The sequence below is a fragment of the Bordetella flabilis genome (genome assembly GCF_001676725.1).
GTDB lineage: Bacteria > Pseudomonadota > Gammaproteobacteria > Burkholderiales > Burkholderiaceae_B > Bordetella_C > Bordetella_C flabilis.
Genome location: NZ_CP016172.1, coordinates 4,298,940 through 4,324,251, shown reverse-complemented (window position 1 = coordinate 4,324,251; position 25,312 = coordinate 4,298,940). Strand labels below are relative to the sequence as shown.

Sequence of the window (25,312 nt, the reverse complement as noted above, 5' to 3'; positions counted from 1 at the left end):
TGAGCCATGTCGGGACTTGCAGAAAAGCAATCCATCCAGGACCGCGCCTATGGGCTGCTCAAGGAAATGATCGGCGATGGCCGCCTGTCGCCGGGCGAGCAACTGCTGGAGGCCCAGGTCGCCAAGGCGTTCGGCATCAGCCGCTCGCCGGCGCGGCATGCCTTGAAGACCCTGTGCTCGGAGAAACTGATACGCGAGGCGCAAGGCAGGGGCTATGAAGTCGCCGGCAAGGGCCGCAAGGCCTCCGCGCCACGCCGCCGCGCGGTGCTGGACACCGTCAAGATCCCCGCGGTGACGCAATGGGAGCGCATGTACGGCCAGTTGGAGCAGGAGCTGTGCGCGCGCGCGATCTTTTCTTCGGTACGCATCGTGGAGGAGCGGCTCGCCGAGCATTTCGGCGTCAGCCGCACTGTGGTGCGCGACGTCCTGGCGCGCATGCACAGTGTCGGCCTGGTGTCCAAGGACAACCTGGGGCGGTGGGTCGCGCCGCGCGTCACGCCGGAAAAAACCCACCACCTGTACGAACTGCGTTGGCTCCTGGAACCGCAGGCGCTGCTGCAGGCCGCGCCCCATGTGCCCGCGCAATACCTCGAACAGGCGCGGGCCACGGTAGTGGAATCCCTGGACGGTTTTCCGCGGGAAGGGTTCGACACCGACGTCATCGAGCACGACCTGCACGTGCGCCTGCTCGGCCATTGCCCGAATGAAGAGATCCTGCATGCGCTGGCGCGCACGCGCGTGCTGTTCGTTCCTACCCGTTATCTGTTCGATCCGGTCCTGCATATCCCCTTGGCGCTGATCGAGGATGCATTGCGCGAACACCTGCGGATCTATCAGCTCCTGCTGGACAGGAAAGCGCAGCAGGCGGCCAGTGCGCTGCGCGATCATCTGAAACTGGCGGACGACCGCTGGTTGCAGCGCTTCCAAGGGGCTGCCCGGCAGCCCCGCGAAGCGCTGCCGCCTTATCTCGTCAGTGCGCTCACGTCGTGATGTCGCGCAGGGCGCGGCGCAGTTCGCCTTCGAACGCGTCCCGCATCGCCGCCGAGGTGTACGCAGCCAGCTGGACGCGGGTGGCGCCGTGGTGCAGCCATAAGGTGTCCGGCGCCTCGGCCGGCTTGATAAGCCTGATCCGGCCCGCATCGAACATATAGCAGGTATGCACCAGGCCGCGGTCGATCTCCACGCGCACGCGCCGGTCCTGGGTGACCGCCACGATCTCGCCGTCGATGGCATGGCGGGCGTAGGCCAGGGCCGCGACGGCGATGACCACGAGCTCGGCGCCGCAGAACAGGGGGACCAGCCAGATGCCGCGTACCCAGCACGCCAGGGCCACCAGGGCAGCGAGGCTCATCAGCAGCGCGATGGCGGCGAGGTACTGAGGGGGCCGCAGGGAGCAATTGCGCTTGAGCCGCCACGCGCGCGGGCCGGCCGGGTCGCCTCCGCGCGTCCACCACACCGCGCCGGGAGGCGGAGCGGCGGACAGCAGCTCGTCGATATCCTGGGTGAAGCGCCTCATCATCGTGCTCGCAGGGGTTGCTACCTGACCTCGGGTGGCGTTTCAAAGGTGTGGAAGGGAGCGGGCGACGGCACCGACCATTCCAGCCCTTCGGCCCCTTCCCACGGGCTGGCGCCGGCCGGTCGACCCTTGCCCGCATAGCAGCGCAACACTGCGATCATAAACAGAATCTGCGACAGCCCGAACCACCATGCGCCTATGGTGGCAACCTGGTGCCAGGTCGTGAACTGCGGGGCATAGTCGACATAGCGGCGCGGCATGCCCGCGAGGCCGAGGAAATGCATGGGAAAGAAGGTCACGTTGAAAGAGATCAACGTCGACCAGAAGTGCCACTTGCCCAGCGTCTCGCTGTACATGTAGCCGGTCCATTTGGGAATCCAGTAGTAGGCGCCTGCAAACAGCGCGAACAGCGAGCCGGCCACCAGCACATAGTGGAAATGCGCGACGACGTAATAAGTGTCATGGACCTGGATGTCGATAGGCGCCATGGACAGGATCAGGCCGGTAAAGCCGCCGATGGTAAACACGAAGATAAAGCCGATGGCGAACAGCATGGGCGTTTCGAAACTGAGCGAGCCGCGCCACATGGTGGCCGTCCAATTGAAGACCTTCACGCCGGTTGGAATGGAGATCAGCATGGTCGCGTACATGAAGTAGAGCTGGCCCGTGATCGGCATGCCGGTGGTGAACATGTGGTGCGCCCAGACGATGAACGATAGGACGGCGATGGCCGCGACCGCATACACCATCGAGGCATAGCCGAACAACTGCTTGCGCGCGAAGGTCGGCACCACCGCCGATATGATCCCGAAGGCGGGCAGGATCATGATGTAGACCTCGGGATGGCCGAAGAACCAGAAGAGATGCTGGTACAGCACGGGGTCGCCGCCCGCGGCGGCATTGAAGAAATCGGTGCCGAAATGGCGGTCGGTGAGCACCATGGTGATGGTGGCGGCCAGGATGGGCATGACGCCAAGCAGCAAGAACGCCGTGATCAGCCAGGTCCAGCAGAACAAGGGCATCTTCATCAGCGTCATGCCCGGCGCCCGCATGTTCAGGATCGTGACGATGATGTTGATCGCCCCCATGATGGACGATGCGCCCATCAAATGCAGTGCGAAGATCGCCAGGTCCATGCCAGGGCCCATTTGCAGGGACAGGGGCGCGTACAGCGTCCAGCCGGCCGCCGTCGCGCCGCCTCCCACGAAGAACGATCCCGTCAGCAGGATGGCGCCGACCGGCAGCAGCCAGAAGCTGAAATTGTTCATGCGGGCGAAGGCCATGTCGGCGGCGCCGACCTGCATCGGCACCATCCAGTTCGCGAAGCCGACGAAGGCCGGCATGATGGCGCCGAAAACCATCACCAGTCCGTGCATGGTGACGAACTGGTTGTACAACTCGGGCTGGAAAAACTGGATGCCGGGCTCGAACAGTTCGGTGCGCAGCAGCAAGGCCAGTGTGCCGCCCTCCAGCAGCATGACGAACGAGAAGATCAGGTACATCGTGCCGATGTCCTTGTGGTTGGTCGCCATCAGCCATCGGCGCCAGCCGTGGGGAACACCGTGCTCATGGCCATGTCCGTGCTGGTGGCCGTGTTCCTGTCCGGGCGCGTGTGCGAGCCCTCGTCCATCCGTATAGGTGCTCATCGGCATCTCCGGTCAAAGGCGCGCCGGCGCCGCAAGCGGCGCGCCCATTCCGCGTCCACGGCCGCGGCCGTTCGGTCCGGTTGTGTGCGGCGTGCATTGCCTTGTCGCACTCCGCCTGTCGCGCCGCAGTCATATGATCCGCGCATTCGCTACAACGCGAAGTAAGACATACTCAGCGTCTGGGCAGGGCAGCCGGGCACGGCCGGCACAGCCGTCGCCTGCGCGGCGACGGCATTGTGCGCCTTCCCGAGGCGATGGGAACACCGGTTGCGCGAGCCGGCTCCGCTTCAGGAGCCCTCTATGACCCCTTCCCGACGTACCTTCCTCAAAAGCGCCGGCCTGGCCGCGGCCACTGTCTCGACCGCGCCGGCGGTCCTGGCCGCGACCCCGCCGCAAGACGCGCCTGCTCCCTATATATTCCTGACGCCGGAAGAGGCGGCCTTCGTGGAGGCGGCGACCGCGCGCCTGATTCCGGCCGACGAGGCGGGGCCCGGCGCGCGCGAGGCGGGCGTGCCGAACTATATCGACAAGCAGTTGGGCGGCGCATGGGGCGCGGGGGAACGCCTCTATCGCAGCGGCCCGTGGCGCCAGGGCGAACCCACCCAAGGCTATCAGTTGCCGTTCACGCCGGCCGAGCTGTTCCGCAACGCCTGCCGGGCGCTGCGCGACGAAGCGGCCAAGGGCGCCGTGCCTTTCGAGAAGCGGGACGCGGCAGCGCAGGATGCATATCTGCGCGACCTGCAGGAAAGCAAGCGCGACCTCAACGGCGTGCCCGCCAACGTGTTCTTCGAATCCTTGTGGGCCCTCACGGTGGAAGGTTTCTTCAGCGATCCTGTCTACGGCGGCAACAAGGACATGATTGCCTGGAAGATGCTGGGCTTTCCCGGTGCCTATGCGACCTACTACCACCTGGTGGACCAGCATGGCATTGCGTTCAACCGCGCACCGATGAGCCTGGCGGAGGACAGCCGCGGCGTGATCCACATCCACCCCGACGTGCCGGCCTCCCAGGGCAACGCCCAGTCGGGCATGCCGGGAATGCCGGGAATGCCGGGCCACGCTTCCCCCGCGCCGGCCGGCGCACAAGGGGGACGCTGACATGGCGACCAAACTGCCCGAAACGGATGCCGTGCTGATTGGCGTCGGCCTGGTGGGAACCATCCTGGGACGCGAGCTGATGCGAGCGGGCCTGCATGTCGTGGGGCTGGAGCGCGGCGAGCCCCGCTACACCGTGCCCGATTTCCAGGGCCCTTACGTGCACGACGAACTGCGATACTCCGTGCGCAAGGCGCTGATGCAGGACAACACCAAGGAGGCCATCACCTTCCGCAATAACACGCGCCAGGAATCGCTGCCGATCCGACGGTGGGAAAGCTTCCTGCCGGGTACCGGCCTGGGCGGCGCGGCGGTGCACTGGAACGGCCAGACCTATCGTTTTCAGGACACCGACCTGCGTATGCGCACGCGCACCATCGAGCGCTATGGCAAGGACTTCATGGCGCCCGACCTGTTCGTACAGGACTGGGGCGTCGATGCGGCGACGCTGGAGCCGTATTTCGATCGCTTCGAATACCTGCTGGGCGTAAGCGGCAAGGCGGGCAACCTCAAGAGCGGCAAGGTGGCGGGCGGCAATCCCTTCGAGGACCCGCGCACGCGCGACTACCCCACGCCGCCCATGAAGGAGCCGTATGGCTCGGCCATATTTCGCAAGGCCGCCGCCGAGCTAGGATACCACCCGTATCCGCAGCCATCGGCCAATCTCAGCCAGCCGTACACCAACCCCGAAGGCATGACGCTCAACACCTGCATGTTCTGCGGCTTCTGCGAACGCTATGGCTGCGAGCATTACGCCAAATCCTCGCCCCAGACCGTGCTGCTGCCCGTACTGCTCAAGGACAAGAACTTCGAGCTGCGCACGCAATGCCAGGTCTTGCGCATCAATATGGACGCCGCCGGCAAGCGGGCGACCGGCGTGACCTATGTGGATGCGGCCGGACGCGAGTTCGAGCAGCCCGCCAACCTGGTGATCCTGGGCGGTTTCGCGCTGAACAACGTGCGCATGATGCTGCTGTCCAAAATCGGCCAGCCTTACGATCCGGCCACCGGCCAGGGCGTCGTCGGCCGCGGCTACGCCTACCAGACGATGAGCTCGGTCCAGGTGTTCTACGACCAGAGCGTAAACATCAATCCATTCATGCGGTCGGGCGCCTGCGGCACGGTCGTTTCGGATTTCGTCTCGGACAACTTCGACCATGGGCCGCACGGTTTTGTCGGCGGCGCGTATTTCGGCGAGGTCATGACGAACGGCCGCCCCATCGAGTTCCACCCCACTCCCGTCGGCACGCCGTCGTGGGGCTCGGCGTGGAAGAAAGCCGTCATCAAGCACTACAACCACACCTCCGTCTTGAACGTGCATGGCAGTTCGGTCTCGTGTCGCGCCAATTACCTGGATCTGGATCCCACCTACCGCGACGCCTGGGGCCTGCCCCTGTTGCGGATCACCTTCGACTTCCACGAAAACGATCTGAAGATGTCGCGCTTCCTGACCGACCGGGCGCTGGAAGTCGGCAAGGCGATGGGGGGCAAGGAGGTGCATGGCGCGGCCCGCAAGGGACCGTACACCGTGACCCAGTACCAGACCACGCACAACACCGGCGGCACGGTGATGGGCGACGATCCGTCCACCAGCGTGGTGAACCGCTATCTGCAAAGCTGGGATGTGCCGAACCTGTTCGTGATCGGCGCCTCGAATTTTCCGCAGAACGCCTCGTATAACCCGACCGGGACCGTGGGCGCCCTGGCGTATTGGGCGGCGGACGCGATCGTGTCGCGCTACCTGAAATCGCCAGGTCCGCTGGCCGCATGAGAGGACACCATGACAACCTGCAAAACCCTATCCGGGTCGGTGGCGGTGATCCTGGCGAGCCTCCTTGCGCCGCCCGCCCTTGCGCAGACCGGCGCGGCGGGTAGCGCCGGCGCTGTGCCGGACCTCGCCGCCGGCGAGCGGATCGCGACCACGGGCAACCCCGCCAAGGGTGTCATCGCCTGCGTGACCTGTCACGGCGCACGGGGCGAAGGCAATGCGGCGAGCGGCTTTCCGCGCCTGGCGGCCCAATCGGCCTGGTACATGTCCGAGCAATTGGACAGCTATGCCGACGGCCGGCGCAAGAACCCCATCATGGAACCGATCGCGAAAGGACTCAGCGACAGCGAACACCAGGCGGTGTCGGCCTATTACGCCGGTCTGAAATCGCCGGCGTCTTCAGCATCCCCGGTTTCTCCGGCGGCTCCGGCCTCCGGCGGTGCTGCGCCGCCGGGGGCGGCAGGCGCGAAGCCCGCGCCGCAGGCCGCCAACCGGGGCCAAACCCTTTATGTGTCCGGCGACGAAAGCCTCCGTGTGCAGGGCTGTGTGAACTGCCATGGACCCGGTGGCGCGGGCGAACCGCCGGCCTATCCGTATCTGGCCGGCCAGCATGCTTCCTACCTGGCCGCGGCCCTGCGCGAATTCAAAAGCGGCGCGCGCACCAACGACGCCAGCGGGCAGATGCCCTATATCGCGCGCCAGCTCAGCGACAGCGATATTGATGCGGTATCGGCGTATCTGGCGCAATTGCCCTTGCCCCAGCGCGATGACGCCGCGGCCGCCGCCATCCGGCAGCGTGCGCGCGAAGGCGCGGACACGCCATCGGCCCGGCAGAGCGGGCCATCGGCCCCCACCGGCACCGGCACCGAGCAGGGCGCGCCCCTGACGGGCGGCAGCCAGGGGCCGGGCGGCGGAGGCGGCGACTCGGGCACGGGGCCTTCAGGCAGCAGTACCGGACGCTAACGTGAAAAGACGCTGGTCGAGCCGGGCTGATGTGAACAGACCCTGGTCGCGCCGCACTGGCGCACCCCAGGCCATTGCAGGGATAACGGTCTGCCCCAGGCGCCGTTCCTCCACGGACGACGACTGCCAGCCCGCCCCATTCATCGGGAGAACCACCATGCCGAACGCGACCGATCAACCCATGAGCCCCGGCGACCAGGCGCCGCCCGGCACGCCCGGCACCGGCGAGGTGCCGTGCCCGGATTGCGGCGGAACCGGCAGCAAGGGAGGCGGCATCTGCACGCTGTGCGCCGGCACAGGAAAGATTGTCAAGGCGGTGGGCGGCGCATGATGTCCGCGGAAGCGCGCCGCGCGGCCTATGGACGCGCGCTGGCCCGGCGCTGCGACGAACTCGGGGGCGACGCGGGGCGCCACGGTGCTGAACGGGGGAAGGGCCTGGCGCGCCTGGCCTGGTACTCCGGTGGCGTGGCCAGCGTGGTGTCCATGGCGGTGCTGGCGTACTTCGGGCACCGCGAGATCCGCAGCGCGCTGGCCACGGCCAATGCCCCCAGCCACTGGATATGGCGCGACGAGGCCCTGCGTGCCCGCGGCTTCACGCTGCGCCACACGGTAGCGGGCTACGTCATCCACCACGCGTCCTCGATTCTCTGGGCGTCGGTCTTCGAGCGGCTATTGCGGGATCCGCCCCACCACCCGGCGCGGGCGGGCGGCATTGCCCTGGCGGTGGCAGCCTTGGCGGCAACGGTGGATCTGAAGCTGACGCCACAGCGGTTCACGCCGGGTTTCGAACACCACCTCAGCGCCGGCGCGCTCGCCGTGATGTATGGCGCGTTCGGCGCGGCGCTGTTCGGCGTACACGCCTTGCGTGGCCGAGTCAGCGGCTGGGCGCGCCAGCCAGCACCCACTCCACAAGGACCTGTACATCGGCATCGCTGAGGCCGGGGTTCGGCGGCATGGGCACCGGCCCCCAAACGCCGGCGCCACCGGCCTTGATTTTCTGCGCCAGATGCGCACGGGCGCCCGCATCGTCCTTGTACTTGCTGGCGACGTCCTGGTACGAAGGCCCGACCAATTTCTTGTCGGCGGCATGGCAGCCCAGGCAGGCGTGCTGGGTAGCCAGTTGCGTGGCGCGGGCGACGTCCGGCGCGGCATGCGCGGCGGACAACGTATAGCCGAGCAGCAGCAGGGCGGTGAGGGTGGCGGAATGTGCGGCGATCCTGGGCATATCGGCTTCCTGATCAGGTGGACCGACGCAACGGCGTCGGGACAGGCCGTCGGCCAGCAGCCCGCATGCCTGCTGGTTCCCGCGGTGCGGCCATATCAGGTCACGGCCAACACCGGTTCCCCATCCTGTCTGACGGCGCATACGCCCAGCAATACATAGTGCGCGTGGCGTTCGGCTTCTTCCCGCGTCAGGAACAGCTGTGTGGCGGCGGCTCGCCACGCCAGTTCCTCTGGCTCCTCGTGCCTGCCCTGGCGCGACGTCGCGATGGCGACCGTATAACGGTGTTCGCCTTCGCACGTGACCCTGCAGAAGACGCGGTGGCCGTCGACCAGGATTTCCCCTTGCTGTGCCATGTCGCCCCTCCCCGGACCAGAGTGAGCGATGACGTTACGCCATTTTGCGCAAAACTGTGCTACTAACGGTGATCGGCGCGTTGTGCTCTCTGCGGTAAGACTGGGATGCCATCCTTTGGGTGCCATCCGTTGCGCGGCATTGCGCGGCACGGCCGGAAATTTGCTGATGCTTGCGCGGACGATGTGCAGACGCGGACGGAGGCACGATGAGCCAGGCGAAAGGCGAGCGCCGCAGGGAAGAGGAAGGAAATGACCGGGTCGCGCGTGCGCTGCTGAAGAGCGCCACCGATTTCGCGATTTTCACGATGGACCTGGACTTGCGGATCACCACGTGGAACGTGGGCGCGCAGAATGTGTTCGGGTGGACGCGCGAGGAGGCCCTCCGCCTGTCGGGGGACGTCATCTTCCTGCCGGAGGAGCGGGCGCAGGGCGTACACCGGCAGGAAGCCGAGACGGCACGCCAGCAGGGACGCGCCGAAGACGAACGCTGGCATGTGCGCAAGGATGGCTCGAAGCTATGGGCTTCCGGCCTGACGATGCGTATGGAAGACGAGCGCAGCGGTGAGCACACCGGCTACATCAAGGTCGTGCGCGATCGCACCGGGCAGCATCTCGCCGAAACGCAGGCCAGGGCCGTGGACGTGCGGTTCCGCGCCCTGGTGGAAAGCTCGCCGCAGATGACCTTCTTCGCCGACCCGGAGGGCCGCATCATCTACACCAGCCCCTACTGGGCCCGCTATACCGGCCGCGAGCAGGGCGACCGCCCGCCCGGCGACTGGACCGAGTTCATACACCCGGAAGACCGCGAGCCCATGCAGGCGGCGTGGCGACAGGCGCTGCAGACCGGTGTCGGTTGCGAGATGGAGATCCGCTTCCTGTGCGCCGCCAGCAATACCTGGCGCTGGTTCATGGCGCGCGCCGCGCCGATCGGCGGCCAGGCGCGCGAGAGCGGCTGGCTTCTCATCGCCTTCGACATCGACCTGGTAGTGGCCGCCCGTAATGCACTGCGGCATAGCCAGAAACTGCTGCTCAACGAGGTGGCGCGGGGCAAGGCCGAGCGCGACCGGACATGGCAGCTCGCCAACGACCTGATGGTGGTGACGGACTTCGACGGCTATATGCTGGATGCCAACCCCGCGTGGACGACCCGCCTGGGATGGCGGCATGAGCAACTGCTCGGCAGCAACGTGCTGGCCTTCGTCCACCCCGACTACACCGCCCTGGCGCAGACCCAGTTGCATCGCCTGCACCGTGGCCATGCCACGTCGCGTTTCGTCTGCGAGTGCAGGCATCGCGACGGCAGCTATCGGACGCTGTCGTGGACCGCGGTGCCGGGCGATGGCCTGGTCCACGCGGTGGCGCAGGACGTAACGGCCGAAAACGAGGCGACGGCGGAACTGGAAGTGGCCCAGGAAGCGCTGCGGCAATCGCAGAAGATGGAGGCGGTGGGCCAACTGACGGGCGGCATCGCCCACGACTTCAATAACCTGCTCACCGGCATCATCGGCGCGCTGCAGCTCATGCAGAAACGCGCGGAGCGCGGCATGCTGGTCGACGTCCCGCGCTATACCGAGATGGCCATGGAGTCCGCCAAGCGGGCCGCGGCGCTCACGCACCGCCTGCTCGCATTCTCGCGCCGTCAGCCGCTGGCGCCCAAGCCGACCCAGCCGAACGTACTGATCCGCTCGCTCACGGACCTGTTCGAGCGGACATTGGGCGAGAAAATCGCGCTGAAGATCCGTCTCCACGAAAGTCTGTGGCCTGTGCTGTGCGATGCGCATCAGTTGGAGAACGCCATCCTCAATCTGGTGTTGAACGCGCGCGATGCGATGCCCGATGGCGGCACCCTGACGATCGCCACCAGCAATACCGGGCTGGACGAGCGCGGCGCCACGCGCGCCGCCATCGTCAATGCCGGCGACTACGTGTGCATTTGCGTCTCCGATACCGGGCAGGGCATGCCGCACGACGTCGCGGCCAAGGCATTCGAACCCTTCTTCACGACCAAGCCGCAGGGCGAGGGCACAGGCCTGGGCCTGTCCATGGTCTACGGCTTCGTGCGGCAGTCCGGCGGCTATACGCGACTGGAAAGCCAACCCGGCGCCGGCACGGCGGTGCGCTTGTATCTGCCACGGCTCACGACGCCCATTCCGGAAGACGAGGAGCCGCCGCCGGCCGAACCCGTTGCCGCGGTGCGGCGGCGCCATCCGCTCGTGCTGGTCGTCGAGGACGACGCCCGCGTGCGAGAGCTGCTGTTGGAAGTCCTGCGGGAACAGGGCTGCCGCGTAATGGAGGCCGCTGACGGCCTGACCGGATTGCAACTGCTGAAGGACACGCCCGACATCGAGCTGGTGATCAGCGATATCGGGCTGCCCGGCATGGACGGGCGCCAGATGGTCGAGCGTGCGCGGCGCCGCCAGCCCAAGCTGAAAGTCGTCCTGATGACCGGCTATGCGCAGAGCCTGGCCTTGACGGAAGGCCTGCGCGACCCCGACATGGAACTGGTCACCAAGCCCTTCGGCATCGATGACATCACGCGTCGCCTCATGGCGGTGCTGGCGGAGTAGGCAGGGGGGAAGGCGCCGACCATCGCGGCTGCCCCTGGCCGCTGCGATCCGCACCGCAGCGCCGCCCGCGCCGGTTTCTATAAATGGTTCCTTTATCTGGACGCCATAAATATTCTCTTTTTCTTTCGAATATGGCATTCCACAATACCGGCACGCCTGGGGCGGCGGTGCGCGCCTGCGGGGAATGGGGATGCCGAACACCATGGACACGTTGCAAGTGAAGGTATGGCGCAGTGCGGGAGACGGTGGGTTCGTCACTTATCCGGTGCCGCGGCATACCAGCCAGACCGTACTGGATGTGGTGACCTACATCCAGCGTGAACTCGAGCCCGATCTCGGCTACCGCTATGCCTGCCGGGTGGGCATGTGCGGATCCTGCGCGATGACGGTCAACGGGAAGGCGCGGTGGACCTGTCGCACCCACGTGTCCAAGGTGGCGGCCGATGGCCGCCTGGAAGTCGCCCCGCTGTCGAACCTGCCGGTCATCAAGGACCTGGTGACCGACATGAGCGCCTTCTTCGACAAATGGAGCCAGGCCAAGGGCACTTTCGAGGGCGCGCAGACACGGCATGATGATTTCGCCCGCGTACCGCCCGCCTCGCCGCAACGGCAGGCCGTGGACGCCGGCATCGAATGCATCGGATGCGGCGTCTGTTATGCCTCCTGCGACGTCGTCACCTGGCGCCCGGATTATCTGGGGCCGGCAGCGCTGAACCGCGCCTGGACCCTGATGAACGACGAGCGGGACGTGCAGGGCTCCGAACGCTTGCGCGCGGTGGCCGGCGATGCGGGGTGCCATTCCTGTCATACGCTGGGCAGTTGCACCGAACGCTGCCCCAAGGCGCTGGCGCCCACCGCCGGTATAGCCGGGCTGAAGCGCATGGCGGCCAAGGCCGCCATGAAAGGAGAGCTGTGATGGCCGCGTTGAGCGTCCGGACGCAGGCGCGCCTGTGGTACCTGCAGCGTGTGAGTGCCATGGTCATGGCGGTGTTCGTCGCGGTGCACATCGGCATCATCGTCTACGCAGTACGTGGCGGATTGAGCGGCGGCGAGATCCTGGCGCGCACGCAGGGTAGCGTGGGCTTCGCGGCCTTCTACGGTTTGTTCGTGCTGGCGTGCGCGGTGCATGTGCCTATCGGATTGCTGCGCATCGCCGAAGAATGGCTGCGCTGGCGCGGGCCCTCGGCGGCGGTCGCGGCGCTGGCATTCGGCCTGTTGCTGGCCGGCATGGGCCTGCGCGCCGTGTACGGGGTGGTCGCATGATGCGCCGCAACGACGTGCGCGCGCGCAATCATCCCGCGTACTGGGCCTTCCTCGTGCACCGGTTGTCCGGCCTGGCGCTGGCGCTGTTCCTGCCCCTGCACTTCTGGGCGCTGGGCCAGGCCATCGCCGGAGAGGCGGCGTTGGACGGATTCCTGCGCTTCGCCGATCGTCCCTTGTTCAAGTTCGCGGAATGGGGACTGGTCGTGCTGCTGTCCCTGCACTTGATGGGCGGGTTGCGGATTCTGGTGATCGAATTCGCGCCCTGGCACCACCTGCGCAAGGATTGGCTGGCGGTAGGCCTGGGCGCGAGCGCATGTACCGGCCTGGCTTTCCTGCTGGCGCTGGTGCATTGACGTCAGGGTGTGGAGGTGCGAATCTGTCGCGCCGCACCCGCTTGCGGTACGAGCCACGCCATAGATGCGTGGCCACAATCCAAATGGAGACAAGCACATGCACGCCTATCTGTACACGCTATCCAGACATCCCAGGCATTGGCTGCACACCTGTATCCTGGCTTTCGCCATGACCGCGACAACCCTGTCGGGCGTGGTCTATGCCGACGAGCCGTGGCCCAGCAAGCCGGTGCGCATCGTGGTGCCCTTCACCGCCGGCGGCACCACGGACGTGGTGGCCCGTGTGCTGGGCGCACGCCTGGGCGAAATGTGGCATCAATCGGTCATCATCGACAACCGCCCTGGCGCCGGCGGCGCCATCGGCGCCACGATGACGGCCAAGTCGCCGCCGGACGGCTATACCTTGCTGATGGCTTCGGGCAGCATGTTCACCGTCAATCCTTACCTGTACCGCAATCTGCCCTACACGCTGAAGGACTTCGACTACATCACGAATGTCGCCAGCGGACCGATGCTGGTGCTGGTGAACGATGCGGTGCCGGCGCGCAGCCTCAAGGAACTCATCGCCCTGGCGAAGTCCCAGCCGAAGAAGCTGAATTTCGGCTCGGCGGGCAACGGCAGCCAGGTCCACATGGCCGCCGAAGCACTGGCCGAAGCCGCCGGCATCGACATCACGCATGTGCCGTACAAGGGCGAAGCACTGGCCTATAACGATCTGCTCGCAGGACAGGTGCAGATGGTGGTTGGCAATATCGCCGCGGCCTCCACCTTCGCGAAAAGCGGCCGTGCGCGGGCGCTGGCCGTCACCGGCCCGGCACGCTCGCCGATGATGCCCGACGTGCCGACGGCCAAGGAGGCCGGCCTGCCCGGCTATGAAACCGTGGGTTGGTTCGCCCTGGTCACGGCGGCCGGGACACCGCAGGACATCATCGACAAGGTGCAGCGCGATACCGCCAAGGTGCTGGCCGAGCCGGCGATCCGCGACAAGCTCGCCAGCCAGGGCATGACCGCCGTGGGCAACACGCCGGCGGAGCTGCGCAAAGGCATCGAGACCGAGTCGGCGAAATGGAAGACGGTGGTCAGCCATCGCAATCTTTCCATCGATTGAGCCGGCCAGGCCATGGCGGTGCGGCCCGGCCCCTGTCCGGGCCAGGCCATGGCCGCACGCACCGTACCGTAACCGGAGAAATACGCATGAAGCCAGACCTCGCGGCGGTCGAAGAAGCCGCCAAAGCACTCTACATCCGCGCGCTCAAGATGCTGCCGCCCGATATCAAGCAGGGCATCGACACCCTGGCCTCGCGCGAGCGCTCCGAAGTCGCCCGCGGCGTGCTTGAGACCATGCGTACCAATATCCGTGTGGCGGAGGACAACGACAACCTGCTGTGCCAGGACACGGGGATACCGATCTACAACGTCTCCATCGGGCGCGACGTGGATGTGGACGGCCATGCCCTGAAAGAGGCCATCCGCAAGGGCTGCGAACGGGCCACGCGGGAACACCCGCTGCGTTCATCGGTGGTGCATCCGCTGACGCGCCGCAATAACCATACGTCATGCGGCATCGAGGTGCCGGTGATCCACATCGACTTCGACGACACGCCCGAGCGGCTGTCCATCGAGATGATCCCCAAGGGCAGCGGCTCGGAGAATAATTCCTTCCTGAAGATGGCGGTGCCGGCCGAAGGCGTGGACGCCATCAAGACTTTCGTCGTGGACTGCGTCATCGCCGCCGGCGGCAAGACCTGTCCGCCGACCATCGTTGGGGTAGGGGTGGGCGGCACGTCCGACCTGTGCGTGGCGCTGGCCAAGCGCGCCGCCACCCGGCCCCTGGGCAGCCATTGCGAGGACCCGGAGGGCGCCGCCCTGGAAGCCGCCTTGTCCGAGGCCGTCAACCAACTGGGCGTCGGGCCGCAGGGCCTGGGCGGCGATGGCACCGCCTTTGCCGTGCATATCGAGCTGGCGGCCACGCACATCACCATGAACCCGGTCGCCGTGAACATGCAATGCCATTCGGCGCGCCGCTCGCGCGCGGTCTTCACGCCCCAGGGCACCGCCTACGGATTCTGACCATGGCCCATCATGAACTCAGCATGCCCATCACCGAGGCGCAGGTCCGCCAACTGCGCGTGAACGATACGGTGACCTTGCAACGCACGCTCTACGGCATCCGCGACGCGACGCAAATCCATATGTTCGATCGTGGGCGTACCACGCGCCTGGACTTGAACGGGCACGCGGTCATCCACACGGCGCCCAATGTACGCAAGGTCCCGGTCAGCGACGACTTTCCGGCAGGCTACCAGCCGGTCTGCATCGGGACGACCACCTCCGACCGCATGGAGCGCTTCACGCAACCGCTCATGGCGCAGTATGGCGTGCGGCTGATCATCGGCAAGGGCGGGCTGCGCCAGGCGTCCCAGGACGCCTTCCGGGAACTGGGCGGCGCCTACCTGGCCATCATCGGCGGCACGGCGGCGCTGGAGACCACCTGGATCGAGCGGATCGAGGATGTCGACCTGGACGACCTGAACCCGGAATCGCTGTGGCGCTTCCGCATACGCGATTTCGGTCCCTTGCTGGTCGCCATGGACAGCCATGGCGGCAGCCTCTACGACACGGTCAAGCAGGACACCGCGGATCGCCGCGCGGCCGTGCTGGCCAGCCTCGGAGTCGCCGCATCATGAGTCCGGCCGTACCGATCAAGCGGATGAAGACCGATATCCTGATCCTGGGCGCCGGCGGTGCCGGGTTGTTCGCGGCCCTGCATGCGCACCAGCGCGCCCCCGGGCTGTCCATCACGGTGGCGGTCAAGGGCCTGCTGGGCAAGTGCGGCTGCACGCGCATGGTACAGGGCGGCTATAACGTGGCGCTGGCGCCGGGCGACTCGGTAGAGCGGCACTTCATGGATACCATCGAAGGCAGCAAATGGCTGTCGAACCAGGACCTGGCATGGACCCTGGTCAGTACCGCCATCGAACGCATCCATGAACTGGAAAACGAACTGGGGTGTTTCTTCGACCGCAATCCGGACGGCACCGTGCACCAGAAAGCCTTCGCCGGGCAGACCTTCGACCGCACGGTGCACAAGGGCGACCTGACCGGCATCGAGATCATCAACCGCCTGTCCGAACAGGTATGGCGCCGCGGCATCGGGCGGCTGGAAGAGCATCGCGCGCTGGCGCTGATCAAGACGGCGGATGGACAGGCGCTGGCGGGCGTGCTGATGGTGGACGTGCGCAGTGGCGAATTCGTTTTCGTGCAGGCGCAAGCCGTCCTGCTGGCGACCGGCGGCGGACCGACCATGTACAAGTACCACACGCCGTCCGGCGACAAGAGCTGCGACGGCCTGGCCATGGCCCTGGCCGCGGGGCTGCCCTTGCGCGACATGGAGATGGTCCAGTTCCATCCCACGGGCCTGCTGGCCGGGACGGAGACGCGGATGACGGGGACCGTGCTGGAGGAGGGCCTGCGCGGCGCTGGCGGCTACCTGCTGAACGGCGACAAAGAACGCTTCATGCATCGCTATGACCCGCGCGGCGAACGCGCCACGCGGGATATCGTGTCGCGCGGCATCTATGCGGAAATGCGCGCCGGCCGCACCACCCCGAATGGCGGCGTCTACATCCAGATGGAACATCTTGGCGTGGACCAGGTCCGCAAGCAGTTCAAGGGCATGGTCGAACGCTGTGCCGACTGTGGCTTCGACCTGGCCGGCGGCCTGGTGGAGGTCGTCCCGACCGCGCATTACATGATGGGCGGCGTGGTCTTCGAGCCCGATTGCCGCACCGCATTGCGCGGGCTGTTCGCCGCCGGCGAGGATACGGGCGGCGTGCATGGCGCCAACCGCCTTGGCGGCAATGGCGTGGCCAACTCCACGGTGTTCGGCGGCATCGCGGGCGACAGCATGGCCGAATGGGTGGGCCGCGAGGGCGCCTGGCAGATTGCCGACGAGCACGCCATCGAGGTCGCCGTCCGCGACGCGCTGGCGCCTTTCCAGCGGCCTGCGCAAACGCTGAATCCCATCCGGGAAGCCTTGTACGACTGCATGTGGACCGATGTCGGCATCATGCGCGATGCGCAGGGGCTGTTGCGCGCGCGCGGCACGCTGGCGCAGTTGCAGGATCGCCTGTCCGGCGTCGGCGTGGCCGGTGGCGAGCGCGCCTTCAATCCGACCTGGCATGACTGGCTGAACCTGCGCAGCCTGATTACCGTCAGCCAGGTCATCACCGAAGCGGCGCTCGCGCGCGAGGATTCGCGGGGTGCGCATTTCCGCGAGGACTTCCCGCAGGCCGGCGAACTGGCCGGCTCGGCGTATACGGTCGTGCGCCGGCAGGACGACGCCACGCACATTACGCGCGAGCCGGTCCATTTCACCCGCGTCGCGCCGGGCGAAACGCTGCTCAGGAATGCCGCCTGAACTGCGCGGGGCGGCCGGCGTGGTTCGTCACGCGACTGCTTGGGCCGCGGCTTCGCCCGGCATCCGGGGCCTTCGGCGGTCGCGGCGGGCCTGCGCTCAACCGGCGAGGGCCCGTACCAGCAGGCTCGCACTGCCGATGATCAGCACGGTCCATAACAGCCGCCCGATGTAGGCCGGCTTGACGCGGTGACGCAACCACGTCCCGCATCGCAATCCCACCAGGCTGCAAGGCAATAGCCACGCGGCAAGCGCCAGGACGGCGGGGTCGAGCAGCAAGCCGGTGGCGGTGAACATGACCAGCCGGGTCAGGCCGGTGAGCATGATCAGCGTGCCGATCGTCGCCCGCAGTTCGTTGCGATCGCGCAGCCGACCGGCCAGATAGATGGTGTACAGCGGCCCTCCGGTTCCGAACATCGCTGTAAAGCCGCCGCCGCTGATGCCCAGCGGGATGGCCCAGCCGGGGGCGAGCGGCCGGAAGATATCGCTGGCGCGCAGCCGCCACAGCGAATACAGCAGGACACCCGCGCCCAGCACGATCAACAGCGGCCGTTCCGGCACCGACATCAGCAGTCCCAGGCCGATCAGCATGCCGAGCAGCATCCAGGGCGCCACGCGGCGCAGTTCAGCCATATGCACCGCGCTGCGGCTGCTGGCGCCCACCAGCATGCCGCCGATCATGTCGCAGATCAGCATGATGGGCACCGCGTGGTGCAGCGGCATCAGCTGGGTCAGCATGGGCATGGCCACGATCGCCGATCCGAAGCCCGTCATGCCGAAGATCGTATAGGCCATGGCGATCGCCGCCCCGGCCCCCAGCAGGGCCAGCGGCCCGATACCCGTGGCCGCGGGCCCCAGATGCACCACCAGGAAATTCCACATCGCCAGGGCGTCCTCGTGCTGCGGTTCAGGCCGTGGCTGGCGTGGCGGACGGACGGCTTATGTTGGGCGCGGCCAGTCCCTCGATCATGATGTTCAGGCACGCGGGCAGGCCCGAACGACGCGCTTCATCCACCGCGGCCGCCACCTGTCGCGGATCCGTGACCTGCCGGCCGAAGCCGCCGAAGGCCGCGGTCACGGCGTCATAGCGGGCGGGCAGCAGTTCGCAGCCGATGAGGCGGTCCGGCCCGTAGTCGCGCAGCTGGATCTGGTATTCCGCGTTCCAGCGCGCGTCATTGCCGACCACGGCGATGAAGGGCAGCTTGTAGCGCACGGCCGTGTCGATCTCAGCCGTGTGGAAGCCGAAGGTGCCGTCGCCCATCACCGTAACCACCGGCGCATGCGGCCGCGCCATGCGCGCGGCCAGCGCAAAAGGCAGCGCGGCGCCGATGGAGCCGGCGACGCCGTTGATGACGCGGGTCGGCGCGCTGAGGCAGGCCTGGGCCCACTGGCCGATTTCTCCGCCGTCGCAAATCAGCACGGAATCCGGGTCGCTGTCCAGCAGGCGCTGCAGCGGCGCAAGCGCCTGCACGGGATGCATGCGGTCCGGCATCGACGAGCTTGCCGTCTGCCAGTCGGCCGGCCGGTAGGCCACGGCATCGTGCACGTCGCGCGTCCAGGCGTCGTGCCGTCCGCCTGTCGGGGCCGCGGCCTGGATCAGCGCCTGCAGCGCCGAACGGGTATCGGCCAGCGCGCATTCCAGCAGTCGCGGGCCGACAGCGCGGCGGGTGCGTTCGAATTCCGCGGCTTCGGCATCCACCTGCAGGAATACGCAATCCGCCGCCAGAGCCGGTGCCTTGCCGAACTTCAGCGTGAAGTCCAGGCGCTTGCCCAGCAGCAGGATGCAGTCGGCCTGCGCCAGCACCTGGGCATAGGCGCCGAGAGCGGGATCGCCGATGCCGCGCGGGCTTTCCATGCCGATGACAGCGATACCGCAGGCGGCTTCCAGTTCGCGCGCACGGTCCCGCGCCGCACCCATCATCGCCGCCGGACCGGTCAGGATAAGCGGCCGTTGCGCCGCTTGCAGCCGGCGCAGCAGCGACGCCGCCACCTCGGGCGCAAGGGCCTGCGCGATCGCATCGAAGGACTGCGGCGCATCGGCCGGCGCGGCGCAGGCGGACTCCAGGGCGTCCGTGGGCAGGCCCAGGCTCACCGGCCCGGGGCGGCCCGAACGGGCGATACGGATCGCCGTGCCCACCTCCAGCGCCATGCGATCCGCGCTGGCCACCGTGCCCGACCATTTCGTCAGCGGCGCCGCCACCTCGGCCTGTCGCATCTCCTGGAAGGCGCCCATGCCGAGCTGGCCGTTCGGGGCATGCCCGGACAGCAGCAATACCGGCGCCTCGGCCATCTGCGCCGTGTAGAGCGCGGACACGGCATTGGCATGTCCGGGGCCGCCGGTGACCATGGCGACGCCGATCTCGCCGGTCAGGCGCGCCCAGGCGTCGGCCATGTGCACCGCGGCCCCTTCGTGCCTGACGTGGACCAACTGGATATCGGCGTCCAGGCAGGCGTTGAACACCGGCATGATGTGGTTGCCCGACAGCGTGAAGATGCGTTTGACGCCGGCACTGGCGAGAGTCTGTACCAGCGCGTCGGCGCCGTTGCGGGATCGGGTCATGATGCGGTTTTCCTCCTGTGATCGGTGGCGGGCGTCGCGGCGCAGTCACCGGCTTATTTGATCTGTATGCCGAGCTTGGTGCCGAGGTCGCTGAACATGCGGTACTGCTCCGACACGAATTGCGTCGTGTCGCCGGGCGACAGGATATTCGGTATCGAACCGATATTCTGCACCCCGGCCACCCAGTCCTTGTCTTCGGCGAGCCGGCCCAGCAGATTGGCCCAGCGTTCCACCAGCGGGCGCGGCATCCCCGGCGGGCCGTACAGCGCGCTCCAGCCGTTGACCCGTTCCAGTTGCGGGAAACCGGCCTGGCGGGCCGTGGGCACGTCCGGCAGCTCCGTCAGCGGCCTGGCGGTCGTCGTCACCAGCGCACGCAGCCGCCCCGCCTTCACATTGCCGATCAAGGCCGTGACGTTGTTGCAACTGAATTGCACTTCCTTGGACAGGACGGCCGCGGTCGCCTCGCCACCGCCCTTGTAGACGATTTCGGCGGCGGCATGTCGCGGCAGGCCCGCTGCATCCAGCAGCACCTGCGTAGCGAGGTTCAGCGCGGTCGCCGGGCCGGAAGTGCTGTAGTTCAGTTTGCCCGGTTGGGCCTTGATGGCGTCCAGCAGATCGCGCAGCGTGCGGTAGGGGGCGTCGCCATTGACGACGCAGACCATGGGGTTCAGGTCGAGCAGGCCCAGCGGCGTGAAGTCGTTCCACTTGTACTTCAGGCTGGGCTGCAGGGCAGGCAGGATAGCCTGGGGCCCGACGCGCGCCAACAGCAGGGTGTAGCCATCCGGCGCCGCTTCGCGCACGTACTGCGAGCCGATGGCGCCGTTCGCGCCTCCCTTGTTCAGGACCACCAGGGGCTGCGGCAGTATGCCGTGCGCTGCCTTGGCCAGATTGCGTGCCGCCAGATCGGCATCGCCGCCCGCGCTGAAGGGCACCACCACGGTAATGGGACGGTCCGGGTAGGCGGCGTCCGAGCCTTGGGCATGCAAGGGCGCACTACAGGAGATGCTCGCTGCAAAGGCCAGCAAGACCCGAGCGATAGGGCGGCGGGCGGCTGCCCGAGGTCGCGAAACGCGTACAGGGGTGGGTTCCATGCGGTCTCCTCCGATGGTGCGTGTCGTCGCCACAGGGCGCGACGCGTCGGCTGTTATGGCTGTTGTTGTGCGGGCCGCGCCCGCCGTGCGCTGCGGCAAGGAGGCCCGCCCCATTGTTCAGTTTCGGTCTATAAAGTAAAAGCTAGTAATTCTTCGGTCCAGCGAAAGGATTCGTTCATTGATCCAGGCTCCCCCATGTCGTCCATACGCACGCTGAAAACCTTCCTTGCGGTGGCCCGCCACGGCACGTTCGCCGCCGCCGGCAAGCACATCGGCCTGACGCCGGCAGCCGTCGGACTACAGATACGCGCCCTGGAAGAAAACCTGAACTGCCAGCTCTTCGATCGCAGCGCACGGGCCGCCGTGTTGAACCCGGCGGGCCGGGCGCTGGTGCCGGAGATCGCCGACATCGTGCGGCGCTACGACTCGCTCGGGGCGGAGGCCGGCGGCGATGGCATGGCCGGGACGGTCGTCATCGGCGCCCTGGTGTCGGCCCTGATGGGCGCCTTCGCCGACGCCTTGTGGACGGTGCGGCAACGTTATCCCAGGCTGGACGTAAGGCTGTTCGCCGGCCTTTCCAGCGATTTCGCGCTGCGCGTGGAACGCGGCGAACTGGACGCCGCCATCGTGACGCAGTCGCCGCGGCCCCTGTCGTCCAACCTGCTGTGGACCCCGCTCTATACGGAACCCATGATCCTCATCGTGCCCCGCAAGCCGCATTTCCGGCTGGCGGCAGGCATCGACGCGGTGCTGGCGGAATCGCCCTTCATGCGCTTCGACCGCAACACCTGGACGGGCAATCTGGTCCAGGAAGTGCTGGACCGGCTCCGCGTGCAGGTCCGGGACAGCATGGAGCTCAACTCCGTGGAGGCCATCGTGGAGCTGGTGCGGCATGGCTTTGGCGTGTCCATCGTGCCACGCCTGGCCAATGTGGCATGGGCCGAGGACCGGGCCTTGCGGGTCATTCCGCTGGGGGACGTCGATATCCAGCGCCGGGTGGGGCTGCTCGAACGCGCCGGCCATAGCCGCGCCACGTTCACCGACGCCATCAAGCTCTACTTCAGCCAGGTGTCGCAGGGTGGGGCGGCCGGTGGCCCGGGTCGGGACTCCGCGCGGCCGGGCGCCTCGGCGGCGGAAACCGGCAAACCGCCAAAGACGTCCGAGGAACCAAAGGAGCCAAAGGAACCAAAGGGGCAAAAGGAACTAAAGGGGCAAAAGGAACTAAAGGGGCAAAAGGAACCAAAGGGGCGAAAGGGACCAAGGGGGCTTGCGGGAGGCCGGCGACCACAGGGCTCCCGGGCGGCGCCGCCCCGTCCGCGGGATCCCGGCGGACGGCGTCGCGGGACGACGAAATGACCCAGCCCGCAACCGTGGTCCGGCCTACCGTGCCGACGACGGCGTGCCGGGTTTCTGCTATAGTCACGGTCTTCCTAGCCCTGCTGGCACGCCGTTCCCTGACGGAGGCCCATACAGCGGGGGACTTGAAGATCAAGATTTTTGTGCTAGAATCTTGCCTCTTTACCAAAGCGCCCGTAGCTCAGTTGGATAGAGTACTTGGCTACGAACCAAGGGGTCGTGGGTTCGAATCCTGCCGGGCGCGCCAGAATTTGTGAAGCAGTATCAGTGACTTAGAGCGGCCTGACGGTCTCCCCCGTCAGGCCGCTTTTCTTTCGCTGGGGGACTTCTGGGGGACTTGCTGCATCTGGATTGAGCGGACGAGGGCCAGTAGGTTGGCCGAATCGCCTGCTTCCCCAGGCTGCTTGATGAGTTCCAGCGCCTCATATAGCTCTCGAACCATGGCAATCGCGTAGTGATTCGTCATTCCCGCTTTGCTATGCCATAGGATCTCGTCCTGCGTGCGGGGCGCAACACCGGCATCCCGAAGGCGCATGCCGACGGTATGTCGCAGATCATGAACGTGCAGGTCGCCAAGGCCCGCCTTCGATCTTGCGTTCTGCCAAGCTGTGTTGTTCATCGATCCCACGGGTCTATGCTTGGCCTTGGTCTTTGAGCCGATCTTCGTCCGTTGCGCATAGGTGAATACACGGTCTGGGTGACGCCCGCGCTGGCTCTCAATGATCGACTGTGCCACGCTGTTGCACACCACGATGCGCTCCGCCTTCCGGCCTTTAACGTGTCTTCGCGGCACGACGAACACGGACACGATCAGGCCATCGGCCAATGGTACGCGCGCCTCCCAGTGCCAGCTCAGGTGCACCAGCGGGTCCTCTCGCAAGCCGGTGTTCAAGTTGAAGAGTGCCATCTTCTCCAGATGGGGTGGCATCAGAGGCAGTAGCGCCCGCTGTTCCGCCCACGATATGGGCCGTGGTGGACGCTTGTCGCTCTCATCCAGCATGGTCAGCTTCGGCGGATACTCCAACCAGGTCATGCCGTTCGGGTGGCGCCACACTGTCGCTGCGCGGTTGCAGATCGTCTGCACGATTGAAAGTGCGTCATTGATGGTTCCATTTTTGACGCCGTCCGCTATCCGCCGCTTCAGGAATGGCTGGAGGGTTTCATCCGATATTTCGTCGAGGGTTAAAGAGCCGCATTCTTCCACTACCGGTGTGAGCAGATAGCGGTCTGTCTCCCAAGAAGGCATTTCCTGTTTGAGAGTCAGGTGGTGTGCTGCAGCGAAGTCCAGCGTAGTTTTCGGGCGTTGTCCCAATGCGGTGCCGGCGCCGATCCTTGCTTTGGCGTCGATCAGGAATGCTTCCGCATCTTCATACCGCGCGAAACTGCGCTTGCGAATGCGCTGCTTTCGGTAGTAGGCATCAACCTCATACGTGCCATCGGCTGCGGGGTAGATGCCGGTCGTTTTGGAACGTCCCATGGTGTTCTTCCTTCAGGTTGCGCAGGACGCCCATTGCCCGCGGTAAGTTTATAACGATCCCAGGCGGCGTCCAGGTCGGCTCGTTCGTACACGATCGACGTCCCTGCGGGAATACCCTTGCCCGCCAACAGCGGCGCAATATGAGTGTCAAAAAAACGGCGCTTGATGCCAAGGTATTCCTGGGCTTCGCCGGTGCTGAAACAGCGCTTCTCCATTACGCGGCCTCCCAAGGAACTCCGGTGCCGCCGGCCGCCACACACTCCCCGTGGACCAGGCAAGATGATCCGGAGGTCGCTGGCGGCGTCCCCTCGGGCTGGCCGGGTCCACGCTGCATCTCTTCGAACGAGATGGGAGCGCCGCAGCGACACAGCTTTGGCCAGCATGGCCAGCAGTTCCAGACGTTGCCGTCACTGGACATCATCCCCTCCCAGCGCAGCGGCAGCGCGACGAAGATCACCTACGTATATGTTGTGCCGACTATCGATCCAACGGTTGTCCTTGATGTCTATCGTCCAGTCGGGCGCGGCAGCGGAGAACGGCCGCAGCGCCGCCTCCAGTTCCGCGATGCGGTCCAGCAGCGAAAGGACAGCCTTGGGGCTGGCGCGCTCGATGAACTCCTGCACGCCCGGGGCCATTGATACATCAGGCCACTTATCATGCGGATGCACTGTACCGCTCAGCGCGCCGCCGTCGCGGGTGTTCTGGCCGTTCTTGAACGTCAGGCGCCGATACGAGTTGGAGGTCCACCATTGCCAGTCCAGGCCGCCCGCCGCCTTCGCCGCTCTCCTGAGCAGTTCCTTGCTATCGTCCATCGCTGACCTCCCAAGGAATGAGCGGCGTGTCGTAGGCCAACATCAGCGGGTGTTTTGGGTCGCCGCTGGCTGTGAGGCCGAAATGCATGATCGGCTTGCGGGTGCCGCGGAGCAGCGAAAGTAACTCGTCAATCTCGTTGTGCATCGCCCGCGGCACCTTCTTTCGGTCGCCCCAGCAGGGCACCAGCACATCGGCCTCGGCGGCCATGGCCAGGATGTGGCGCTCGTTTTCTAGGCCAATGTCGCGCCAGCGCGTCGATCTGGCCAGCAGACGCACATCTGTCGCGCGCAGCGGCCATACATTGCCGACGATGAACCGGCTGGCGCCCCACCGCTTCGTGAAGCCGATCCACTTCCGCACCGTGGCATCGTCCATGCTGGCGTCCGCCGTGCTAGGGTTGATCCCGAAGAAGGCGTATACCGGGCCCACCATGCCGACAGTGCGCTCGAGGCGGTAGCGGTACGTGCCGCATGGCGAAAGGATTGCGCTCATCGTCGTTCCCGGCGCGTGGCGGCACGTCAGGCGCGCAACCTCGGCCGGATTTTCATTCCGCCATTGAGCCCAGGATGGGTCCGTCAGCTTGTGCTGCGTCCATTCCATGACGTCCGGCTTCGCGGTGAACGTTTGGCCGTCTCCGGCGGCGCAGTGCGCGCACAGACTGCCACCACCATGGGCATGGCAGAAATAGAGGCCGCAGCCGTCGTCGCCGCCATAGGGTTGCTGATGGCCGCACACGTGCGCGAGGCCGCGGTCGATCTGCTCACGGCAGCCGGGGTGATCGCATTCCGCGGGCACGCCGTAGCCGATATCGCGGCGCCAGTTCTCGTCGTATCCGATAGACCAGCCCAT

General features: G+C 66.5%; 25 protein-coding genes and 1 tRNA gene. 16 read left to right on the top strand and 10 right to left on the bottom strand.

Annotated elements, in window-relative coordinates:
* The first annotated feature begins 6 nt into the window (after positions 1 to 6).
* Entirely contained in the window at positions 7 to 990 is a 984-nt protein-coding gene (locus tag BAU07_RS19170; protein WP_066661005.1) for a GntR family transcriptional regulator, read from the top strand.
* Here BAU07_RS19170 and BAU07_RS19165 read toward each other — a convergent pair.
* Together BAU07_RS19165 and ctaD are read right to left on the bottom strand one after the other, a co-directional pair.
* A complete protein-coding gene (locus BAU07_RS19165) occupies positions 980 to 1,519 on the bottom strand; it encodes a DUF2244 domain-containing protein (RefSeq protein WP_066661003.1) in 540 nt (179 codons plus the stop codon). The genes BAU07_RS19170 and BAU07_RS19165 overlap by 11 nt on opposite strands.
* Positions 1,520 to 1,536: 17 nt before the next feature.
* Positions 1,537 to 3,162: a cytochrome c oxidase subunit I gene (gene ctaD / locus BAU07_RS19160; RefSeq protein WP_066661000.1), complete on the bottom strand. Its 1,626-nt coding sequence runs from the start codon at positions 3,160 to 3,162 to the stop codon at positions 1,537 to 1,539.
* Between the two features lie 300 nt (positions 3,163 to 3,462).
* On the opposite strand from ctaD, the gene BAU07_RS19155 reads away from it, so the two are divergent.
* The 5 genes from BAU07_RS19155 to BAU07_RS19140 all read left to right on the top strand — a co-directional run bounded on the left by BAU07_RS19155 (position 3,463) and on the right by BAU07_RS19140 (position 7,924).
* Positions 3,463 to 4,260, top strand: a complete 798-nt coding sequence (locus tag BAU07_RS19155) for a gluconate 2-dehydrogenase subunit 3 family protein (protein WP_066660997.1) — start codon at positions 3,463 to 3,465, stop codon at positions 4,258 to 4,260.
* A 1-nt stretch (position 4,261) separates the two neighbouring features.
* A complete protein-coding gene (locus tag BAU07_RS19150; protein WP_066660994.1) occupies positions 4,262 to 6,028 on the top strand; it encodes a GMC family oxidoreductase in 1,767 nt (588 codons plus the stop codon).
* Between the two features lie 9 nt (positions 6,029 to 6,037).
* Complete coding sequence (locus BAU07_RS19145) at positions 6,038 to 6,988, top strand: c-type cytochrome (protein WP_066660990.1); 951 nt, start codon at positions 6,038 to 6,040, stop codon at positions 6,986 to 6,988.
* A 157-nt stretch (positions 6,989 to 7,145) separates the two neighbouring features.
* Positions 7,146 to 7,319 carry a hypothetical protein gene (locus tag BAU07_RS27395; protein WP_198168821.1) on the top strand — a complete coding sequence of 58 codons (174 nt, stop codon included), beginning with the start codon at positions 7,146 to 7,148 and terminating at the stop codon, positions 7,317 to 7,319.
* The gene (locus BAU07_RS19140) at positions 7,316 to 7,924 is read left to right on the top strand and encodes a hypothetical protein (protein WP_198168820.1); all 609 of its coding nucleotides are present in this window, start codon (positions 7,316 to 7,318) and stop codon (positions 7,922 to 7,924) included. Before BAU07_RS27395 ends, BAU07_RS19140 begins: the two co-directional genes overlap by 4 nt.
* Here the strand turns inward: BAU07_RS19140 and BAU07_RS19135 are convergent.
* Together BAU07_RS19135 and BAU07_RS19130 are read right to left on the bottom strand one after the other, a co-directional pair.
* A complete protein-coding gene (locus BAU07_RS19135; protein ID WP_066660982.1) occupies positions 7,863 to 8,213 on the bottom strand; it encodes a c-type cytochrome in 351 nt (116 codons plus the stop codon). The genes BAU07_RS19140 and BAU07_RS19135 overlap by 62 nt on opposite strands.
* A 95-nt stretch (positions 8,214 to 8,308) precedes the next feature.
* Entirely contained in the window at positions 8,309 to 8,566 is a 258-nt protein-coding gene (locus BAU07_RS19130; protein WP_066660978.1) for a hypothetical protein, read from the bottom strand.
* A 206-nt stretch (positions 8,567 to 8,772) separates the two neighbouring features.
* On the opposite strand from BAU07_RS19130, the gene BAU07_RS19125 reads away from it, so the two are divergent.
* From BAU07_RS19125 to BAU07_RS19090, 8 genes are all read left to right on the top strand, one after another.
* On the top strand, positions 8,773 to 11,133 hold the full coding sequence (locus tag BAU07_RS19125; protein WP_066660975.1) for a PAS domain-containing hybrid sensor histidine kinase/response regulator: 2,361 nt from the start codon (positions 8,773 to 8,775) through the stop codon (positions 11,131 to 11,133).
* Between the two features lie 202 nt (positions 11,134 to 11,335).
* Positions 11,336 to 12,049, top strand: coding sequence for a succinate dehydrogenase/fumarate reductase iron-sulfur subunit (locus tag BAU07_RS19120; RefSeq protein ID WP_157122340.1), 714 nt, complete (start codon positions 11,336 to 11,338; stop codon positions 12,047 to 12,049).
* Positions 12,049 to 12,396 (top strand): succinate dehydrogenase, encoded by a 348-nt coding sequence (locus tag BAU07_RS19115; protein WP_066660962.1) that lies wholly within the window; start codon positions 12,049 to 12,051, stop codon positions 12,394 to 12,396. Before BAU07_RS19120 ends, BAU07_RS19115 begins: the two co-directional genes overlap by 1 nt.
* Entirely contained in the window at positions 12,393 to 12,749 is a 357-nt protein-coding gene (sdhC, locus tag BAU07_RS19110; protein WP_066660955.1) for a succinate dehydrogenase, cytochrome b556 subunit, read from the top strand. The genes BAU07_RS19115 and sdhC overlap by 4 nt, the downstream gene beginning before the upstream one ends.
* Positions 12,750 to 12,846: 97 nt before the next feature.
* The gene (locus BAU07_RS19105; protein ID WP_066660954.1) at positions 12,847 to 13,857 is read left to right on the top strand and encodes a Bug family tripartite tricarboxylate transporter substrate binding protein; all 1,011 of its coding nucleotides are present in this window, start codon (positions 12,847 to 12,849) and stop codon (positions 13,855 to 13,857) included.
* Between the two features lie 86 nt (positions 13,858 to 13,943).
* Complete coding sequence (locus tag BAU07_RS19100) at positions 13,944 to 14,819, top strand: fumarate hydratase (protein WP_066660953.1); 876 nt, start codon at positions 13,944 to 13,946, stop codon at positions 14,817 to 14,819.
* A 2-nt stretch (positions 14,820 to 14,821) separates the two neighbouring features.
* A complete protein-coding gene (locus BAU07_RS19095) occupies positions 14,822 to 15,436 on the top strand; it encodes a fumarate hydratase C-terminal domain-containing protein (RefSeq protein ID WP_066660952.1) in 615 nt (204 codons plus the stop codon).
* The gene (locus BAU07_RS19090) at positions 15,433 to 17,169 is read left to right on the top strand and encodes an L-aspartate oxidase (RefSeq protein WP_066660949.1); all 1,737 of its coding nucleotides are present in this window, start codon (positions 15,433 to 15,435) and stop codon (positions 17,167 to 17,169) included. Before BAU07_RS19095 ends, BAU07_RS19090 begins: the two co-directional genes overlap by 4 nt.
* Positions 17,170 to 17,265: 96 nt before the next feature.
* Here BAU07_RS19090 and BAU07_RS19085 read toward each other — a convergent pair whose 3' ends face one another.
* Genes BAU07_RS19085 through BAU07_RS19075 form a run of 3 tightly spaced genes read right to left on the bottom strand, consistent with a single transcriptional unit; the run spans position 17,266 to position 20,817 of the window.
* Entirely contained in the window at positions 17,266 to 18,048 is a 783-nt protein-coding gene (locus BAU07_RS19085) for a sulfite exporter TauE/SafE family protein (RefSeq protein ID WP_084025869.1), read from the bottom strand.
* Positions 18,049 to 18,073: 25 nt separating this feature from the next.
* The gene (locus BAU07_RS19080) at positions 18,074 to 19,726 is read right to left on the bottom strand and encodes a thiamine pyrophosphate-binding protein (RefSeq protein ID WP_066660947.1); all 1,653 of its coding nucleotides are present in this window, start codon (positions 19,724 to 19,726) and stop codon (positions 18,074 to 18,076) included.
* Between the two features lie 53 nt (positions 19,727 to 19,779).
* Positions 19,780 to 20,817, bottom strand: a complete 1,038-nt coding sequence (locus BAU07_RS19075; protein ID WP_084025868.1) for a Bug family tripartite tricarboxylate transporter substrate binding protein — start codon at positions 20,815 to 20,817, stop codon at positions 19,780 to 19,782.
* 195 nt (positions 20,818 to 21,012) lie between these two features.
* Between BAU07_RS19075 and BAU07_RS19070 the strand changes: the two genes are divergently transcribed.
* Together BAU07_RS19070 and BAU07_RS19065 are read left to right on the top strand one after the other, a co-directional pair.
* Positions 21,013 to 22,173 (top strand): LysR family transcriptional regulator, encoded by a 1,161-nt coding sequence (locus tag BAU07_RS19070; RefSeq protein ID WP_084025867.1) that lies wholly within the window; start codon positions 21,013 to 21,015, stop codon positions 22,171 to 22,173.
* Positions 22,174 to 22,343: 170 nt separating this feature from the next.
* A tRNA-Arg gene (locus tag BAU07_RS19065) sits at positions 22,344 to 22,420 on the top strand.
* Positions 22,421 to 22,471: 51 nt separating this feature from the next.
* On the opposite strand, the gene BAU07_RS19060 is transcribed toward BAU07_RS19065, so the two are convergent.
* The 3 genes from BAU07_RS19060 to BAU07_RS27595 all read right to left on the bottom strand — a co-directional run bounded on the left by BAU07_RS19060 (position 22,472) and on the right by BAU07_RS27595 (position 25,312).
* The gene (locus tag BAU07_RS19060) at positions 22,472 to 23,650 is read right to left on the bottom strand and encodes a tyrosine-type recombinase/integrase (RefSeq protein ID WP_066660945.1); all 1,179 of its coding nucleotides are present in this window, start codon (positions 23,648 to 23,650) and stop codon (positions 22,472 to 22,474) included.
* A 407-nt stretch (positions 23,651 to 24,057) separates the two neighbouring features.
* Positions 24,058 to 24,462 carry a hypothetical protein gene (locus BAU07_RS19055; RefSeq protein WP_066660936.1) on the bottom strand — a complete coding sequence of 135 codons (405 nt, stop codon included), beginning with the start codon at positions 24,460 to 24,462 and terminating at the stop codon, positions 24,058 to 24,060.
* Complete coding sequence (locus tag BAU07_RS27595) at positions 24,452 to 25,312, bottom strand: DUF1643 domain-containing protein (protein ID WP_232338166.1); 861 nt, start codon at positions 25,310 to 25,312, stop codon at positions 24,452 to 24,454. Before BAU07_RS27595 ends, BAU07_RS19055 begins: the two co-directional genes overlap by 11 nt.

Coding starts and splice junctions, on each gene's coding strand:
- BAU07_RS19170 (WP_066661005.1), top strand. CDS start 7: ATGTCGGGACTTGCAGAAAAGCAATCCATCCAGGACCGCGCCTATGGG.
- BAU07_RS19165 (WP_066661003.1), bottom strand. CDS start 1,519: ATGATGAGGCGCTTCACCCAGGATATCGACGAGCTGCTGTCCGCCGCT.
- ctaD (WP_066661000.1), bottom strand. CDS start 3,162: ATGAGCACCTATACGGATGGACGAGGGCTCGCACACGCGCCCGGACAG.
- BAU07_RS19155 (WP_066660997.1), top strand. CDS start 3,463: ATGACCCCTTCCCGACGTACCTTCCTCAAAAGCGCCGGCCTGGCCGCG.
- BAU07_RS19150 (WP_066660994.1), top strand. CDS start 4,262: ATGGCGACCAAACTGCCCGAAACGGATGCCGTGCTGATTGGCGTCGGC.
- BAU07_RS19145 (WP_066660990.1), top strand. CDS start 6,038: ATGACAACCTGCAAAACCCTATCCGGGTCGGTGGCGGTGATCCTGGCG.
- BAU07_RS27395 (WP_198168821.1), top strand. CDS start 7,146: ATGCCGAACGCGACCGATCAACCCATGAGCCCCGGCGACCAGGCGCCG.
- BAU07_RS19140 (WP_198168820.1), top strand. CDS start 7,316: ATGATGTCCGCGGAAGCGCGCCGCGCGGCCTATGGACGCGCGCTGGCC.
- BAU07_RS19135 (WP_066660982.1), bottom strand. CDS start 8,213: ATGCCCAGGATCGCCGCACATTCCGCCACCCTCACCGCCCTGCTGCTG.
- BAU07_RS19130 (WP_066660978.1), bottom strand. CDS start 8,566: ATGGCACAGCAAGGGGAAATCCTGGTCGACGGCCACCGCGTCTTCTGC.
- BAU07_RS19125 (WP_066660975.1), top strand. CDS start 8,773: ATGAGCCAGGCGAAAGGCGAGCGCCGCAGGGAAGAGGAAGGAAATGAC.
- BAU07_RS19120 (WP_157122340.1), top strand. CDS start 11,336: ATGGACACGTTGCAAGTGAAGGTATGGCGCAGTGCGGGAGACGGTGGG.
- BAU07_RS19115 (WP_066660962.1), top strand. CDS start 12,049: ATGGCCGCGTTGAGCGTCCGGACGCAGGCGCGCCTGTGGTACCTGCAG.
- sdhC (WP_066660955.1), top strand. CDS start 12,393: ATGATGCGCCGCAACGACGTGCGCGCGCGCAATCATCCCGCGTACTGG.
- BAU07_RS19105 (WP_066660954.1), top strand. CDS start 12,847: ATGCACGCCTATCTGTACACGCTATCCAGACATCCCAGGCATTGGCTG.
- BAU07_RS19100 (WP_066660953.1), top strand. CDS start 13,944: ATGAAGCCAGACCTCGCGGCGGTCGAAGAAGCCGCCAAAGCACTCTAC.
- BAU07_RS19095 (WP_066660952.1), top strand. CDS start 14,822: ATGGCCCATCATGAACTCAGCATGCCCATCACCGAGGCGCAGGTCCGC.
- BAU07_RS19090 (WP_066660949.1), top strand. CDS start 15,433: ATGAGTCCGGCCGTACCGATCAAGCGGATGAAGACCGATATCCTGATC.
- BAU07_RS19085 (WP_084025869.1), bottom strand. CDS start 18,048: ATGTGGAATTTCCTGGTGGTGCATCTGGGGCCCGCGGCCACGGGTATC.
- BAU07_RS19080 (WP_066660947.1), bottom strand. CDS start 19,726: ATGACCCGATCCCGCAACGGCGCCGACGCGCTGGTACAGACTCTCGCC.
- BAU07_RS19075 (WP_084025868.1), bottom strand. CDS start 20,817: ATGGAACCCACCCCTGTACGCGTTTCGCGACCTCGGGCAGCCGCCCGC.
- BAU07_RS19070 (WP_084025867.1), top strand. CDS start 21,013: ATGTCGTCCATACGCACGCTGAAAACCTTCCTTGCGGTGGCCCGCCAC.
- BAU07_RS19060 (WP_066660945.1), bottom strand. CDS start 23,650: ATGGGACGTTCCAAAACGACCGGCATCTACCCCGCAGCCGATGGCACG.
- BAU07_RS19055 (WP_066660936.1), bottom strand. CDS start 24,462: ATGGACGATAGCAAGGAACTGCTCAGGAGAGCGGCGAAGGCGGCGGGC.
- BAU07_RS27595 (WP_232338166.1), bottom strand. CDS start 25,312: ATGGGCTGGTCTATCGGATACGACGAGAACTGGCGCCGCGATATCGGC.